The sequence below is a fragment of the Mixta mediterraneensis genome, from assembly GCF_014946725.1.
GTDB classification, from domain to species: Bacteria; Pseudomonadota; Gammaproteobacteria; order Enterobacterales; family Enterobacteriaceae; genus Pantoea; species Pantoea mediterraneensis.
In genome coordinates this window covers 118,413-134,210 of sequence record NZ_JACFXY010000010.1, presented here as the reverse complement: position 1 = coordinate 134,210, position 15,798 = coordinate 118,413, and the positions used below count along the sequence as shown (strand labels likewise).

18 protein-coding genes are annotated in these 15,798 nt (G+C 51.5%); 8 read left to right on the top strand and 10 right to left on the bottom strand.

Going from position 1 to position 15,798, the window contains the following annotated elements:
• Positions 1-3 precede the first annotated feature (3 nt).
• Genes H2P46_RS17260 through rfaD form a run of 4 tightly spaced genes read right to left on the bottom strand, consistent with a single transcriptional unit; the run spans position 4 to position 4,053 of the window.
• Positions 4-1,083: a glycosyltransferase family 9 protein gene (locus tag H2P46_RS17260; RefSeq protein WP_193406132.1), complete on the bottom strand. Its 1,080-nt coding sequence runs from the start codon at positions 1,081-1,083 to the stop codon at positions 4-6.
• Positions 1,080-2,057: a lipopolysaccharide heptosyltransferase RfaC gene (rfaC, locus tag H2P46_RS17255; RefSeq protein WP_193406131.1), complete on the bottom strand. Its 978-nt coding sequence runs from the start codon at positions 2,055-2,057 to the stop codon at positions 1,080-1,082. Before rfaC ends, H2P46_RS17260 begins: the two co-directional genes overlap by 4 nt.
• The gene (gene rfaF, locus H2P46_RS17250; protein ID WP_193406130.1) at positions 2,045-3,103 is read right to left on the bottom strand and encodes an ADP-heptose--LPS heptosyltransferase RfaF; all 1,059 of its coding nucleotides are present in this window, start codon (positions 3,101-3,103) and stop codon (positions 2,045-2,047) included. The genes rfaC and rfaF overlap by 13 nt, the downstream gene beginning before the upstream one ends.
• A gap of 17 nt (positions 3,104-3,120) precedes the next feature.
• Positions 3,121-4,053 carry an ADP-glyceromanno-heptose 6-epimerase gene (gene rfaD / locus H2P46_RS17245; RefSeq protein WP_193406129.1) on the bottom strand — a complete coding sequence of 311 codons (933 nt, stop codon included), beginning with the start codon at positions 4,051-4,053 and terminating at the stop codon, positions 3,121-3,123.
• Between the two features lie 230 nt (positions 4,054-4,283).
• On the opposite strand from rfaD, the gene kbl reads away from it, so the two are divergent.
• Together kbl and tdh are read left to right on the top strand one after the other, a co-directional pair.
• A complete protein-coding gene (gene kbl, locus H2P46_RS17240) occupies positions 4,284-5,480 on the top strand; it encodes a glycine C-acetyltransferase (protein ID WP_193406157.1) in 1,197 nt (398 codons plus the stop codon).
• 10 nt (positions 5,481-5,490) lie between these two features.
• The gene (gene tdh, locus H2P46_RS17235; protein ID WP_193406128.1) at positions 5,491-6,519 is read left to right on the top strand and encodes an L-threonine 3-dehydrogenase; all 1,029 of its coding nucleotides are present in this window, start codon (positions 5,491-5,493) and stop codon (positions 6,517-6,519) included.
• 175 nt (positions 6,520-6,694) lie between these two features.
• Here the strand turns inward: tdh and H2P46_RS17230 are convergent, their stop codons facing one another.
• Both H2P46_RS17230 and envC read right to left on the bottom strand, forming a co-directional pair.
• On the bottom strand, positions 6,695-7,612 hold the full coding sequence (locus H2P46_RS17230; RefSeq protein WP_193406127.1) for a divergent polysaccharide deacetylase family protein: 918 nt from the start codon (positions 7,610-7,612) through the stop codon (positions 6,695-6,697).
• 3 nt (positions 7,613-7,615) lie between these two features.
• Complete coding sequence (gene envC, locus H2P46_RS17225) at positions 7,616-8,917, bottom strand: murein hydrolase activator EnvC (protein WP_193406126.1); 1,302 nt, start codon at positions 8,915-8,917, stop codon at positions 7,616-7,618.
• Between the two features lie 252 nt (positions 8,918-9,169).
• On the opposite strand from envC, the gene H2P46_RS17220 reads away from it, so the two are divergent.
• The 5 genes from H2P46_RS17220 (at position 9,170) to cysE (ending at position 12,286) form a co-directional block, all read left to right on the top strand.
• Positions 9,170-9,601 carry a rhodanese-like domain-containing protein gene (locus tag H2P46_RS17220; protein ID WP_193406125.1) on the top strand — a complete coding sequence of 144 codons (432 nt, stop codon included), beginning with the start codon at positions 9,170-9,172 and terminating at the stop codon, positions 9,599-9,601.
• A gap of 19 nt (positions 9,602-9,620) precedes the next feature.
• Positions 9,621-9,875 carry a glutaredoxin 3 gene (gene grxC / locus H2P46_RS17215; protein ID WP_193406124.1) on the top strand — a complete coding sequence of 85 codons (255 nt, stop codon included), beginning with the start codon at positions 9,621-9,623 and terminating at the stop codon, positions 9,873-9,875.
• A 37-nt stretch (positions 9,876-9,912) separates the two neighbouring features.
• Positions 9,913-10,380: a protein-export chaperone SecB gene (gene secB / locus H2P46_RS17210; RefSeq protein WP_193406123.1), complete on the top strand. Its 468-nt coding sequence runs from the start codon at positions 9,913-9,915 to the stop codon at positions 10,378-10,380.
• Entirely contained in the window at positions 10,380-11,396 is a 1,017-nt protein-coding gene (gene gpsA, locus H2P46_RS17205; protein ID WP_193406122.1) for an NAD(P)H-dependent glycerol-3-phosphate dehydrogenase, read from the top strand. Before secB ends, gpsA begins: the two co-directional genes overlap by 1 nt.
• A gap of 68 nt (positions 11,397-11,464) precedes the next feature.
• On the top strand, positions 11,465-12,286 hold the full coding sequence (cysE, locus tag H2P46_RS17200) for a serine O-acetyltransferase (protein WP_193406121.1): 822 nt from the start codon (positions 11,465-11,467) through the stop codon (positions 12,284-12,286).
• On the opposite strand, the gene trmL is transcribed toward cysE, so the two are convergent.
• Genes trmL through cpxR form a run of 3 tightly spaced genes read right to left on the bottom strand, consistent with a single transcriptional unit; the run spans position 12,283 to position 14,863 of the window.
• Positions 12,283-12,753: a tRNA (uridine(34)/cytosine(34)/5-carboxymethylaminomethyluridine(34)-2'-O)-methyltransferase TrmL gene (gene trmL, locus H2P46_RS17195; protein ID WP_193406120.1), complete on the bottom strand. Its 471-nt coding sequence runs from the start codon at positions 12,751-12,753 to the stop codon at positions 12,283-12,285. The two genes, cysE and trmL, sit on opposite strands and share 4 nt — an antisense overlap.
• A 35-nt stretch (positions 12,754-12,788) precedes the next feature.
• A complete protein-coding gene (gene cpxA / locus H2P46_RS17190) occupies positions 12,789-14,168 on the bottom strand; it encodes an envelope stress sensor histidine kinase CpxA (protein ID WP_193406119.1) in 1,380 nt (459 codons plus the stop codon).
• Positions 14,165-14,863 carry an envelope stress response regulator transcription factor CpxR gene (cpxR, locus tag H2P46_RS17185; RefSeq protein WP_193406118.1) on the bottom strand — a complete coding sequence of 233 codons (699 nt, stop codon included), beginning with the start codon at positions 14,861-14,863 and terminating at the stop codon, positions 14,165-14,167. Before cpxR ends, cpxA begins: the two co-directional genes overlap by 4 nt.
• A gap of 148 nt (positions 14,864-15,011) precedes the next feature.
• Between cpxR and cpxP the strand changes: the two genes are divergently transcribed.
• A complete protein-coding gene (cpxP, locus tag H2P46_RS17180) occupies positions 15,012-15,542 on the top strand; it encodes a cell-envelope stress modulator CpxP (protein ID WP_193406117.1) in 531 nt (176 codons plus the stop codon).
• A gap of 83 nt (positions 15,543-15,625) precedes the next feature.
• Here cpxP and H2P46_RS17175 read toward each other — a convergent pair whose 3' ends face one another.
• Positions 15,626-15,778 carry a hypothetical protein gene (locus H2P46_RS17175; protein WP_193406116.1) on the bottom strand — a complete coding sequence of 51 codons (153 nt, stop codon included), beginning with the start codon at positions 15,776-15,778 and terminating at the stop codon, positions 15,626-15,628.
• Positions 15,779-15,798 lie beyond the last annotated feature (20 nt).

Genomic DNA, 15,798 nt, shown 5'->3' with positions numbered 1-15,798 from the left:
GCTTTATTGTCCTGAGTTATTCTTAATAAATGCCTGGATTTCGGTGATTTTTTCCGCATTCAACCCAAATAATTCTTCCGCTGGCTGATCAAAATGGAAACGCGTCGCAAAGACAAATGTCGATGCAACGCTATTTTTAGGGCCAATAAATAAAACGTTGTTAACCGGGCGCTGCTCTCTGATTTCGCAAGGGCCGTATAGCATAATGACAGGTATCGCTTGTGCATCTGCGATATAAGCATTCCCCGAATCTGACGAGATATAAAAGTTCATCTGCCCGATTGCCCAGGGAACCTCCTCTAACTTTAATGTCCCAATCAGGCTGACGATATTCTCTTTTGGGCCTGTTAAGTTTAATAACTCATCCAGCCATGGCTGTTCGGCGGGCGGGCCAAATATGTAGTAGGTGCAAGGCAGATTCGCCAGACCATCCAGTAATTTCTTCCAGGTTGTGGCTGGGATGGTTTTGGCACGGTTTCCCGCTGAAATACTGATTCCAATTTTAATTGTTTGTGGCGATGCGAGCAGCGCGGCGGGAGGAGAAGACGGTTGCCATAAAGGCGAGGTCGCATGTTTTGGAAAATCAGTATATCGATACTGACGGTTAATCAGTTTGAGATAACTGTCCAGGGTAAGATCCTGTTTGCTGTGCTCGACAACGCCACTGGCGCTACGATAGAACACGACGTGATAGGACTTACGTACATAGGTACGCAGAAACTGTTTATTTGACGCATTACATAGCGCCGCAAAAAAAAGGTTCACGCTGTTAGGTTGGACCAGATAAACATTGTCGTAGCGATTCATCAGCGTAAACGCCAGTTTTAGCTTGGCGGCAAAGCTACGCCTGGCATCTTCAATCAAAAAATAGCGGGCAATTGTATCGTCATGACGAGCCAGCGGCTCCACTGCTTTGCTAATTAATACATCGGACTGACCTAATGCACGTAGCATCGGCGTGATATTGATAAAATCGCCAATCTTAGCCGTTTGAATCACCAGACTTCGTCCGGTTGGACGATAAAACAGCCGCATTACCGTCCGAAATGGCACCAGCAGCAAATAGATCAACACATAATTCATTGAGCGCCTTCTGCTAAAAAGACCCGGAGTTTTTCAATGACCGTTTGGGCCGAAAGCTGTGTTAAGTTATGCCCTGGTGCGATGACGATTTGCTGATTTTTGCCATAACCGCCAATGAGTCCCGGATCGGTTGGTCCGTATAACGTAATGTTTGGACGGTCAAGCGCTGCTGTCAGATGACTCAAACCGGTATCCACTGACACCACGGCACGCGCCCCCGCCAGCTGTTGCGCCACGGCTTCCAGCGACAGTTTTGGCAGGACTTCTACATCATTAAATCCTTCTGCCAGGCGCCGGGCACGCTGATGTTCATGCTCTGCTCCCCACGGCAGCTTTACTTTTAATCCGAACGGCTGGACCTGCTCAATCAATTCACGCCAGTGCGCTTCTGGCCAGTGCTTGTTATCGCGCGTTGTGGCATGAAGAAAAACCAAATACGGCACGGTTTCATTTGTCGTTAGCGCAGAGAAATGCGCCGCGATAGAGTAATCGCCTTGTGTTTGCGGTTTTTCATAGCCAAGACTTTTGGCAAATAACTCGCGTGTACGCTCAACAGCATGTTGCTTCTTGCTGATTTCATGGCGTTTGTCATACCACCAGCTCACGAAAGGTTCACGCGCGCTGCGGCTGTCCTGGCCGTGCTTCACACCCCGCGCAAGACGCGTGACCAGCGCGGCGCTCTTAATTAACCCCTGTGCGTCTATCACAATATCGTACTGACGCGACTGTAATTCACGTTTGAATAACACCCGCTCTTCACGCTGTTGGCTACCGAACCAGTGTTTACGCCAGCGACGAATCGCGACGGGTAAGACCTTATCGACCGCAGGATGCCAGCTCGGGATTTGAGCAAAATTCTCCTCTACCACCCAATCAAAACGGATGCCCGGAATAGCATGCATGGCGTCGGTTAGCGCGGGAAGCGTATGCAGCACGTCGCCCATGGAAGAGGTTTTAACGATCAGGACGTGCATACCGTCTCCTGTTCGTTACTTAGCAGCTCGGTTAACGTCTGATAAACGCGAGTCGGCTGAATATCAATCAGGCTCTGATGATACCCTTGCTCCGCATCACCTTTACGCTCTTTATGATAGCCGGTAATCAGGCGAATCACGCGGGCACGAGCGGAGAGGGGCGGCGTGAAGTCAGGGCTGCTCGGTCCATACAGCGCCACGAGCGGCCGGTTTAACGCCGCCGCGATATGCATTAAACCAGAATCATTGCTTACCACGGCACGGCAATGTGCCAAAAGAATCACGGCCTGCTCAAGTGAAGTATCGCCCGCCAGGTTACGGCAATGGGAGCGGGCATCTGCTGGCAGTGCTGCAATAATCTCATCGCCTGTTGGATGGTCTTTTGCCGAACCAAACAGCACTACCTGATAGCCTTCACTGATTAATTGCTGTGCCAGAGCGGCGTAATGATAGTGCGGCCAGCGTTTAGCCGGGCCAAACTCAGCGCCGGGACAAAAGCCAACGATCGGGCGATCGGCGGAAAGCTGATAATGCGCAGCCGTTTCGATTTTTTCCTGATCATCAACCTGTAATTTGGGCCACAACAGCGGCTGAGGCAGCTGCTGCGCTGAGTTAACGGGCCGGTCATAGCCCAGCGCCACATAGCGCTCGACCATCAGCGGAAACGCGGCTTTGTCCAGCTTGCGCAGATCGTTAAGCAGGCCATAACGCATCTCGCCACGCCAGCCAACCCGATGTTTAATCCCGGCAAAGAACGGCACCAAAGCAGATTTGAAGGAGTTAGGCAGAACATAGGCGCGGTCATAACCACTCGCGCGCAGCGAATTGCCAAGACGACGGCGTTCGCTGATTTCAAGCGCGCCATGTCCAAGCGGCATCGCCAGCGCCTGATTCACTTCCGGCATGCGGGATAATAACGGACGACACCAGGCAGGTGCCATCACGTCAATCACGGCATCAGGATGTTCGGCTTTGAGCGTGCGATAGAGACTTTGCGACATCATCATATCGCCGACCCAGGAAGGGCCGATTACCAGAATTTTCATTACCGGTACAGATTCCTTTACGCGTTACGGTTCAGCCAAACCATGTATTCAGCCACGCCTTGTGCCACGGTTTTAAACGGTTTGTCATACCCGGCGGCACGCAGCCTGGTCAGATCAGCCTGCGTATAAGCCTGATAGCGGCCTTTCAGTTTTTCCGGGAACGGAATGTATTCGATTTGGCCTTTTTGATGGAATTTCAATACGGCATCGGCCACTTCCTGGAAGGATTCCGCACGGCCAGTACCGCAGTTATAAATGCCGGAAATATCGTTTTCCCAGCACCATAAATTAACCGCAGCGACATCATCAACATGGATAAAATCTCGTTTGAAGCTCTCACTGCCTTCAAACAGTTTTGGATTTTCATCATTGTTGATTTGGGTATTCAGATGGAAAGCCACGCTTGCCATGCTGCCTTTGTGACCTTCGCGCGGTCCGTAAACGTTAAAGTAACGGAATCCACACACCGGTGAAGTCGCTTCTGGCAGGATCTGACGCACGTAATGATCGAACAGCATTTTTGAGTAGCCATAAACGTTCAGCGGCTGTTCATACTGGCGCTCTTCGATAAAGTTTTCATTGCGGCCGCCATAAGTCGCGGCAGAAGAGGCATACAGGAAAGGAATTTCACGTTCAAGACAGAAATGCAGCAGCTCTTTTGAATACTGATAGTTGTTATCCATCATGTATTTGCCATCCCACTCTGTGGTGGCGGAGCATGCACCTTCGTGGAATACCGCTTCGACAGGTCCGAGATCGTCACCCGCCATTACGCTGATAAGAAACTCTTCTTTGTCCATGAAATCGCTGATGTTCAGATCGACCAAATTCACAAATTTGGTGCCATCTTTCAGATTATCCACCACCAAAATATCGGTGTGACCGCGATCATTCAGCGCCTTGACGATATTGCTGCCAATCATTCCTGCGCCGCCAGTTACGATAATCATGTTAATACCTTCGAAGTTATGGGGTGAAACAGGAGGTTTCACACGCTAATGTCTATCATCATAACATTTCATCAAGATGCAGACAGCCAGATGACTCTGTAACGATTTGTACTTCATGCTCTGTGACGTGAACTATGCTGCAAATTTGACATTCTGTTGGGCGAATTATCGTGGCTGGGCTAACTGTTCAGTAAGATGTTCCAGGTTTTCGCCAATTGAGGAAAGTAATGATGGCAGCGCAATTTTACCAGCAATTACGTCAGCAACTGGATACGGCGCGTCAGGAAGGCTTGTTTAAACAGGAACGTATCATCACCTCGGCGCAGCAAACCGATATAGCCGTGGGCCATGACAATCACGCCATTAACTTCTGTGCCAATAACTACTTAGGCTTAGCTAATCATCCCGCCCTGATTCAGGCAGCTAAAGAGGGGATGGATTCGCACGGCTTTGGCATGGCCTCAGTGCGCTTTATCTGCGGGACTCAAGATACCCATAAGCAGCTGGAAAAAAAGCTGGCCGAATTTCTCGGTATGGAAGACGCGATTCTTTACTCATCCTGTTTTGATGCAAATGGCGGTCTGTTTGAAACCCTTTTGGGTGCGGAAGATGCCATCATTTCTGATGCGTTAAATCACGCTTCAATTATTGACGGCGTGCGCCTGTGTAAAGCTCAGCGTTATCGCTATGCCAACAACGATATGCAGGAACTACGCGCGCGTTTGCAGGAAGCGCGTGATAAAGGCGCTCGTCATATTCTCATCGCCACCGATGGGGTGTTTTCGATGGATGGCGTGATTGCCAGTTTAAACGCAATTTGCGACCTTGCCGACGAATTCTCCGCGCTGGTAATGGTGGATGATTCTCACGCGGTGGGGTTTGTTGGTCATACCGGGCGCGGTACTCACGAGTATTGTGATGTAATGGGCCGCGTCGACATTATTACCGGGACTCTGGGTAAAGCGCTTGGCGGCGCGTCCGGTGGCTATACCGCCGCCAAAGCCGAAGTGGTTGAATGGTTACGCCAGCGTTCCCGTCCTTATCTGTTCTCCAATTCATTAGCGCCTGCCATTGTCGCCGCTTCGATGCGTGTGCTGGAGCTGTTAAGCGAAGGCGACGAATTGCGCCAGCGTCTGTGGCGTAACGCGCGTTATTTCCGCGAAAAAATGACTGCCGCCGGATTTACGCTGGCGGGTGCCGATCACGCCATCATCCCGGGAATGCTCGGCGACGCGAGTGTAGCGCAGGAGTTTTCCCGTCTGCTGCAGCAGGAAGGGATCTACGTGACGGGCTTCTTTTACCCTGTGGTGCCTAAAGGTCAGGCGCGCATCCGTACCCAAATTTCTGCGGCGCATACCCAACAACAACTGGAACGCGCAGTGGCGGCTTTCACTCGCATCGGCCAGCAGCTTGGCGTGATTGTCTGAGGAGCCGATAATGAAAGCACTCGCTAAGCTGAAAAAAGAGCAAGGGATTTGGATGGTAACGGATGCAACCCAACCTGAGCCGGGCCACAACGATCTGCTGATAAAAATCCGTAAAACTGCCATTTGCGGAACGGATGTGCATATTTATAACTGGGACGACTGGTCACAAAAAACCGTTCCTGTACCCATGATTACCGGACACGAGTATGTCGGCGAAGTAGTGGCGATAGGGCAGGAAGTGAAAGGTTTTACGCTGGGCGATCGCGTTTCCGGCGAAGGTCACATTACCTGTGGGCATTGCCGCAACTGTCGCGCCGGGAAGAGGCATTTGTGCCGCAACACGGCAGGCGTAGGGGTAAATCGCCAGGGATGTTTTGCCGAATATCTGGTCATTCCGGCGTATAACGCCTTTAAAATCCCTGACAATATATCTGACGAACTGGCCGCGATTTTCGACCCTTTTGGTAACGCAGTGCATACTGCGCTCTCCTTTGATCTGGTTGGCGAAGATGTCCTGGTGAGCGGCGCGGGACCGATTGGTATTATGGCGGCGGCAGTCTGTCGGCATGCTGGTGCGCGTAACGTAGTGATCACCGATGTGAATGATTATCGCCTTGCGCTGGCGCGCAGCATGGGCGTGACGCGAGCCGTTAACGTGGCGCAAGAAGATCTTCATGATGTAATGCAATCCCTTGGCATGACTGAAGGTTTTGATATTGGCTTAGAGATGTCGGGAGCGCCGCCTGCTTTTCGCAGTTTGCTGGAAGTCATGAATCATGGAGGACATATTGCCTTGCTGGGTATCCCACCGGCTGAAATGGCTATCGACTGGAATCAGGTAATTTTCAAAGGGCTGTTCATCAAAGGCATTTATGGCCGCGAGATGTTTGAAACCTGGTATAAAATGACCGCGCTGCTCCAGTCGGGACTCGATCTGGCACCCATTATTACCCATCGTTATCACATTGATGAATTTCAGCAGGGTTTCGATGACATGCGTTCGGGACGTTCAGGAAAAGTGGTGCTGAGCTGGGATTAAATAACGACCGCCAGCGCGGCCGCTCGGTTTTGGGTCGCTAGCCAGTTGCAGAACGTTTCGGGCCTGTTTCGTCATCCGTTTCACTATTCCCTCGCATGGTCTGAGCTGTCGGCCGACATAATAATTTTTGCCGGTGACTGAGCGTGGAGCGCACGCTCAGGCGCATTGAGCGCGTTTAAAACAGCCGATGCAGCGTGCCAAACAGAGAGCTCTGACTGATGCTTTCAGTGACTACCGTCAGCGCACGTGTCGCTGGAACCGGCGTCAGCGGCTGTCTGGATTCACACACGCCTGGCGGCTGGAAATGGGGAGTGGCAGGCGTGGCTTTTGGCGGTTTGTTTATCTGCTTATTACCAGAGTTACCATTGTGTAACGGCTCATTCAGTAACTGACCAGGACGCACCAGCGTGATGTCCGCAGGTAAAGTTGGCAACATTTGCTGAAGCACGCGCACGGTATTGGGATGGGGATGACCAATCGCTATGGCATAGCCATCACGCTGTGCCAGTTTAACCGCGCGGTTAAACTGTTGCCGTATGGCATGAATATCCTGGCTGTCATCAAGAAAAACGCGGCGCTTTAGGACCTTAACATGCGTGCCTTGCGCAGCCGGAATCGACTGGCTGTTGCCAATGGTCATGCTGTCAAGGAAGTAAAAACTGTACTGATTAAGCGCCTGCATTACTTTCTGCATGCCAAACAGGCTGGACGTCATCTTGCTGCCCATATGGTTATTCAACCCTACCGCATAAGGGACATTATTGACGGCTTCACGAATGATACGCTCAATCTCGGCGCTATTCATATCAGGCGTTAATGTGTCTTTTTCCAGCGGCTGTTTGCTGAGTGGCGCCATCGGCAGATGGATCAGCACTTCATGGCCACGCTGATGTGCTTTGATTGCCATATTGCGCGCTTGCGGCGCATTAGGCAGCACGGCGACTGAAATCGCTGGCGGCATCTGCAACACTTTGTTTTCTTCGGTAGGACGGTAGCCAAAGTCATCAATAACGATGGCGAGTTTGCCTGCGTGAGCGACGCAGCTGAGCAATAATCCGCTCACGATGGCGGAGAGTTTTCGAAGATGAAGCAAAGCTTATTTTCCTAACCACGGAAGTGGGTTGACGGCCTTTCCCTGACGTCGGATTTCAAAATAGAGCGATGGCGTGCCGCGGCCGCCGCTGGTGCCCACTAAAGCGATAGGCTGTCCTGCCTTCACCTGAGCACCTACACTCACCAGCGCACTTTGGTTGTAGCCGTAAAGGCTCATGTCGCCTTTACCGTGCTCAATAACCACCACAAGTCCATATCCTTGCAGCCAGTCGGCCATTAAGACACGGCCGTCGGCAATGGCTTTGACTTCCGTACCTTCCGGCGCGTCAATCACCAAACCTTTCCAGCGTAATTCGCCTTGCAGTTGTTCACCAAAGCGGTGTTCAACGCGTCCGTGCACGGGCCACAAGGCTTGCCCGCCAGGACGGCCTAAGCCACCGGTGCGCGCCATCAGCTCGCGCTCACTTTGTGTCGGCTGATAATGAGAACCTTTGGCTCTGGCCTGAGCCTGGCGCTGGCGAACCTGTTCGGCTTCACGCGCTTCACGCGCCGCACGTTCACGTGCTTCACGTTCAGCTCTGGCGATTTTGTTTTGCAGACGGCTTTCGTTCTGGCGCATTTCTACCAGGTCAGCCTGATCTTTCTCAAGCGAACTTTCCAGTACGCTCAACGTTTTCTTACGCGCCGCGCTCGCCTGTTGCAGCTTATCCTGCTGGCCTTGCTGCTGCGCTAACAGCGATTTTTGCTGCTGCTGCTTTTGTTCCAGCGTACTACGCTGTTGGCTCAACGTCTGACGCGTCTTTTTCAGCGCCTCAATACTCTGCTGACGAGCCTCATTCAGATAGCCAAAGTAGGCCAGAATACGTTCGCTACGTTGACTTTCTTCCCCGCCCAGCAGCAGTTGCAGGCCATTGTGCTGGCCCTGGCGAAAAGCCGCGTCTAACTGTTGTGACAGCAGTGTTTCTTGCTGCGTCTGCTGTTTTTCCAGCCGGGCAATCGACGCGGCAAGCTGACTGATTTCGCTATTTAGCGCGGAAAGGCTGTTGCGCGTTTCTCGCAGTTGACGACTGGCCTGCGCGATAACCTTTTCCTGACTCTGGAGCTGATCGAGCAGTTTGCTGCGCTGCAGTTTTTGCGCTTTAACGATTTTTTCTTTTTCGGCAATATTTTGCTGGATAGACTTCAGCTGCGATTTGTTGTCGTCTGCGCTCTGAGCAGCGACCGGCAATAACAACGCGCCCGCGCAAAGCAGGCTGAAGGAGAGGGCGGACAAATAGGTGGACAACGGCAGGTTAGCACCGTTGCGACGGGTCCTTGTATGTAAAACGATTGTTTTTCCCTTCATAGGCCAATGATTATTCCACGATGAACAGCCGCTTACCAGTGCGCCGGGCCACCATTTGCTTTTCCAGACATGTCTGTTTTCGTCTAAACCAAGCATAAGCGTTGCGCCATTTTTGCCATTCGGCCACTTTTTTTGGAAAATGATGCACAAATCCTAACTCTGGCCGCTTAGCGTCTGTACATGCGAAGTGGCGCAGGTATACTCAGAACCCTTGTTTTAGCTTATTAGCCCGGTCTGGAGTCGTTATCCCACATGCAAGAAATTATGCAGTTTGCAAGCAATCACCCCATCCTGAGTCTGGCATGGGTTGTTTTACTCATTCTGGTGATTGTGACTACCGTTAAGGGGATGTTCTCTAAGGTAAAAACGATCAGCCGCGGTGAAGCAACCCGCCTGATTAATAAAGAGGACGCGGTAGTTGTAGACGTACGTTCGCGCGACGATTATCGCAAAGGGCACATTTCTGGTGCACTGAACGTGGCTGCGGCAGACATAAAAAAAGGCAGCTTTGGCGAGCTGGAAAAACATAAAGCACAGCCCATAATTGTGGTGTGTGCAACCGGACAAAGCGCAGCAGAGCCTGCTGCACATCTCAGCGCGGCAGGTTTTACTCAGGTTACCGTGCTGAAAGATGGCGTAAGCGGCTGGAGCGGTGAAAATCTGCCGTTAGTCCGCGGTAAATAACCTTACTGAGATACAATCCATGGCAAACATTGAGATTTACACCAAAGCTACCTGCCCTTATTGCCACCGGGCAAAGGCGCTGTTAAGTCAGAAAGGCGTATCGTTCCAGGAGATCCCTATTGATGGGGACATGGCGAAACGCGAAGAGATGATCAAACGCAGCGGCCGTACTACCGTTCCACAGATTTTTATTGATGCGCAGCACATTGGCGGCTGCGACGATCTTTTCGCGCTTGATGGTCGCGAAGGTTTAGATCCGTTACTGCAGGCGTAGTTTACGCTGAACATTTTAACTCACAGGACTTAGTTACATGTCAGAACATAACACCAACGAAATGCAATTCCAGATTCAACGCGTTTACACCAAAGACATCTCTTTTGAAGCGCCAAATGCACCGCAGGTTTTCCAAAAAGAGTGGGAGCCGGATGTAAAACTGGATCTGGATACGGCATCTTCACAACTGGCGGATGAAGTTTATGAAGTGGTGCTGCGCGTGACCGTGACGGCGACCGTTGGTGAAGAAACTGCATTTCTGTGCGAAGTTCAGCAGGCCGGTATCTTTACCATTAGCGGCATTGAAGGTACGCAAATGGCACACTGCCTGGGCGCATACTGCCCGAACATTCTGTTCCCGTATGCCCGTGAATGCATCACCAGTTTAGTTTCGCGTGGCACTTTCCCGCAGCTTAATCTGGCGCCAGTTAACTTTGATGCCCTGTTCATGAACTACCTGCAGCAGCAAGGTGAAGAAGGCGCTGAACAACATCAGGATGCCTGATGACACATAACGCTTCGATTAGCGTCATCGGTGCTGGCTCGTACGGCACCGCTTTGGCGATTACTCTGGCCCGTAATGGCCACCCGGTATTATTGTGGGGACACAATCCTGCGCATCTGGCGCAACTCCAGTCCGATCGCTGCAACACCGCTTTTTTGCCCGATGTGCCTTTTCCTGACAACCTTGCGCTTGAGCCTGATCTGGTTAAGGCCATTGCCGCCAGTCGCGATTTGTTAGTCGTAGTGCCAAGCCACGTTTTCGGGGATGTACTAACGCAAATCAAACCGCATTTGCGTGCCGATTCTCGTATTGTCTGGGCGACTAAAGGTCTGGAAAAAGAAACCGGGCGTTTATTGCAAGATGTGGCGCGTGAAATCTTGGGCGATTCTATTCCATTGGCTGTGATTTCAGGTCCGACCTTTGCTAAAGAATTAGCGGCGGGATTGCCTACGGCGATTGCGTTATCCGCTACCGAAGGGGCGTTCGCTGAAGATTTGCAGCAGAAACTGCATTGCGGTAAAAGCTTCCGCGTTTACAACAACCCCGATTTTATTGGCGTGCAGTTAGGTGGTGCGGTTAAAAACGTTATCGCTATCGGGGCGGGTATCTCTGACGGCATCGGTTTTGGCGCAAACGCACGTACCGCGCTTATTACCCGCGGTCTGGCAGAAATGAGCCGTTTAGGCGCTGCGTTGGGTGCTGACCCGACGACCTTTATGGGCATGGCAGGACTGGGCGATTTAGTGTTGACCTGTACCGATAATCAGTCACGCAACCGTCGTTTTGGCATGATGCTGGGACAGGGCGAAGACGTTGACAGCGCACAACGCATTATCGGACAAGTTGTAGAAGGTTACAGAAACACTAAAGAAGTCAAAGTATTAGCCGCCAGAACTGGCGTAGAAATGCCAATTACCGAGCAGATTTATCAGGTACTATATTGCGAAAAACCAGCGCGAGATGCAGCATTGAGTCTGCTGGGGCGTACAAGGAAGGACGAAAACAGCAGCAGCTAAAGCAGGGAGCGAAGCGTAATCACCTGTAGCGCCAATTCAGGCGCTTTTTTTATCGGGAGAAAACAGCAATGTCGTCTGATGAGTTAGAAATGGTCTGGAACAATATCAAAGCGGAAGCGCGCGCATTGGCAGATTGTGAGCCAATGTTGGCCAGTTTTTACCATGCGACATTGCTTAAGCATGAAAATCTCGGCAGCGCGCTGAGTTACATGCTGGCGAATAAACTCGCCAATCCAATTATGCCAGCGATTGCCATTCGCGAAATCGTTGAAGAAGCCTATCGTGAAGATGCATCAATGATCGCCTCGGCGGCCTACGATATTCAGGCGGTGCGTCAGCGCGATCCCGCTGTGGATAAATATTCGACGCCGTTGCTTTATCTTAAAGGATTCCATGCTTTGCAGGCTTATCGTATCGGCCACTGGCTGTGGAACGAAGGGCGTCGTGCGCTTGCTGTGTATCTGCAAAATGAGATATCGGTATCGTTCGCGGTAGATATTCATCCAGCAGCGAAAATTGGTTGCGGCATCATGCTCGACCACGCAACCGGCATTGTGATTGGCGAAACCGCTGTGGTTGAAAACGATGTATCGATCCTGCAATCGGTAACGCTCGGCGGCACCGGAAAAACCAGCGGCGATCGCCATCCAAAAATCCGTGAAGGCGTGATGGTCGGCGCGGGAGCGAAAATCCTGGGTAATATCGAAGTGGGACGCGGCGCTAAAATCGGTGCGGGTTCTGTGGTTTTACAACCGGTTCCGCCCCATACCACCGCTGCGGGCGTACCCGCACGTATTGTCGGCAAGCCCGGCAGCGAAAAACCGTCAATGGATATGGATCAGCACTTCAATGGTAGCCTGGCGGGATTCCAGTTTGGTGATGGCATCTAGCGTTTAATCAGCGCGCCAGCATAATTCAGCTGGCGCCACGCTTCATATACCACCACTGACACCGCATTCGATAAATTCATGCTGCGACTTTCTGCCATCATCGGAATGCGGATTTTCTGCTGTGCCGGCAAGGCATCCAGGATTTCAGCGGGCAAGCCGCGACTTTCTGGTCCAAACAGCAGGTAATCTTCCGCCTGGTAATGCACAGCACTGTGTACAGGCGTGCCTTTGGTGGTTAAGGCAAACAGTCGGGCAGGGCGCTCAGTAGCGAGAAACGCCTGATAACCGGCATGCTTTTTAACGGCGGTGAATTCGTGATAATCCAGCCCGGCGCGGCGCAGACGTTTGTCATCCCAGGCAAAGCCGAGGGGTTCAATCAAATGCAGCTGAAAGCCGGTATTAGCGCAAAGGCGAATAATGTTGCCGGTATTAGGTGGGATTTCTGGTTCAAATAATACGATATGCATAAGGCCCCCGATGACAAGGGCCGAAGCATAACAAATTATTGTCGGGCAGAGGAGTAAAGCGGCAACCAGATAGTCAGACGCAAGCCACCAAGCGGGCTGTCATCGGCTTTCACCCACCCATGGTGTTGCTGAATAGCGGTATCCACGATCGCCAAACCTAAGCCGGTCCCACCGGATTCGCGATCGCGGGCCTCATCAGTGCGATAGAACGGGCGGAAAATTTGCTCACGATCTTCAGCGCTCACGCCGGGGCCATCATCATCGACGTGTACGGTGATACCGGAAATATCCACTGAGAAGCTCACGCTGATATGAGAATTTGAATAGCGCAGCGCGTTACGCACAATATTCTCTAGCGCACTTTCCAGCGCATGTGGATTGCCATACAGCGGCCACGGGCCAGGCGGATAAGGAATATCCATTTTTTTCCCCATCTGTTCCGCTTCGAATTTAGCGTCTTCCAGTACGCCATTCCAGAGCTGGTTCGCCTTCATCGCTTCGCTGATTAACGCATTTTTATGCTGCGTGCGCGACAACACCAGCAAGTCATTAATCATGCCATCCAGCCGTTGTGCTTCCGTTTCTATACGTTCCAGCTCTTTGCCTTCACCCTGGCGACGACGTAATAAAGCCGTTGCCAGTTGCAGGCGGGTAAGCGGAGTACGCAACTCATGGCTGATGTCCGAAAGTAAACGCTGCTGACCGTTCATCATGCGTTCGAGCGCGCTCACCATTTGGTTGAAGCTGGATCCTGCGGCTAAAAATTCTTGCGGGCCAGATTCCAGTTCCGGGTGTTGACGCAAATTACCGCTTGCTACCTCATCCGCAGCGTATTTCAATTTACGAGCCGGACGCGCCAGGCTCCATGCCAGCCACAACAGCAACGGCGAGCTGATGAGCATTGTAACAATTAACAACAATAGCGGACGGTCAAAAAGGAGATTGACAAAGTCGAGCTGGGAGCTGGTGGCAGGACGGATCATGTAGAGCTGATAATTATCTTCGCCATCACGCACGGCGAAAGGCCCAACCAACTCTACGCGCCCGTATTTCTTTTTCTGTGGATGATCGGCGTTATCTGACTGGCCAATAAAATTACGAATTACCTGCATTTCATTATGCTGCGCGCCAATCACACGACCTTCGCTGGTAACCAGTAGCAAGCGTTGACCAGGCGGTGCCCATTTTTCTACAGCGCGAAACAGCCGACGCCACCACATCAAATCATTCGGTGGATCCTGGAGTAGTTCCGCCTCCACGTGCTGCTCAATCATCAAGCCTTGCCGCTGTTCATTTTGCAGTAGCGAGGTCATTTGCCGGGAATCCAGCTTGGGCACCATTAACACCAGCATCAACACCAACGCTAGCGTTAACCAGAAGATGGCGAAGATACGGGTGGTCAAACTTCCAATCATGATGCCGAAACCATCAGATAGCCGCGGCCACGCAACGTTTTAAACCAGGGATGACCATCACGGCGCTCAGGCAATTTTCGCCGTAAATTGGAGATATGCATATCAATGGCGCGGTCAAATGGCGTTAAACGCTTGCCAAGCACTTCCTGGCTCAGGTGCTCGCGCGACACGACCTGTCCCAGATGTTGCGCCAGAAGATAGAGCAGAGTGAATTCGGTGCCGGTAAGATCCAGCGTCTCGTCATCGAAACTGGCTTCCTGTCGTCCTGGGTTGAGACGCAGGCAGTCCACTTCCAGGGTCGGTGAGCTGTTGTCATGTTGCTGCTGCTGTTCGCTCCAGTTAGAGCGACGCAGAATGGCGCGAATACGTGCAACCAGTTCACGATCGTTAAACGGTTTTGGCAAGTAGTCGTCTGCACCCAGTTCCAGACCGAGCACACGATCTAACTCGCTGCCGCGAGCGGTCAACATAATGACAGGCGTTTGATATTGTTGACGTAATTCTTTCAATGTGTCGATGCCGTTCTTCTTTGGCATCATGACATCAAGTAACAGCAGATCAATTGAGTTATCAAGCAGGTTTAGTGCTTGTTCACCGTCGCTGGCGACTTCAACTTCAAAACCTTCCATTTCCAACAGTTCTTTCAAAAGCGAAGTTAATTCGCGGTCATCATCTACCAACAGGATTTTATTCATTTTTGTAGCCCTCCGCAGGCAAAATAGCGTGTTCCTACCGCACCAATCCATCGCTTTACGTAGTTTTACACCCCCTGACGGATGTTTGCAGCTTTCGCCGTACACTGGCTCTCGTTGAATCGCAAAATGGAACGAACTGGAGTAAACGATGCGCAAAGTAAGCGCCGTCGTCCTTGCCTCCGCAATGGTTCTTAGTCATGCCAGCGCAGAAGCAGCAGACACGACGACGATTGACGAGATGCATCACAGCGGATTAACGACAGGCAGTATGACGCAAAATCCGCAAAGCCACATGTTCGATGGCATCGCGTTGACTGAACAACAACGGCAACAGATGCGTGACCTGATGCAACAGGCTCGACATGATCGTCCAGCGATAAGTATTGACGATATTGCAGCCATGCACGACTTAGTGACTGCGGACAAGTTTAACGAAGCGGCCATTCGCGAAAAAGCGGAAAAAATTGCTCAGGTTCAGATTGAGCAGCACGTCGAGATGGCGCGCGTACAAAACCAGATGTATCACCTGTTAACGCCGGCGCAGCAAGCCACGCTACAGGAAAATTACCAGCAGCGACTCAATGAGTTGCGCGAATTATCGAATTTGCAGCCAACATCATCGCTGCAAGCAGTAAGTAATACCAGTAGTAACCCAGTATCCCTTTTTTCCTTGCCATAGACACCATCCCTGTCTTCCCCGCCATTTATATGGTGGGGTTTTTTTTACAAAAAATTATTTTAAATATCCTTTAAATCAAAAAGTTACTGAATTTTTGTAACGACAATGCTAACAGGCAGTGTGCTGGTCTCACCCCATCGGGCGCCAGTGCCAGGGCAAAGCAGGGCAATAAGAAGGCCATCACCTTCCAGCGTTTTCAACAGCTGGCCGCTCTCTGCTTCCTTGAGAAAAGTCATTGCCGACTGTTTCTCGCTCA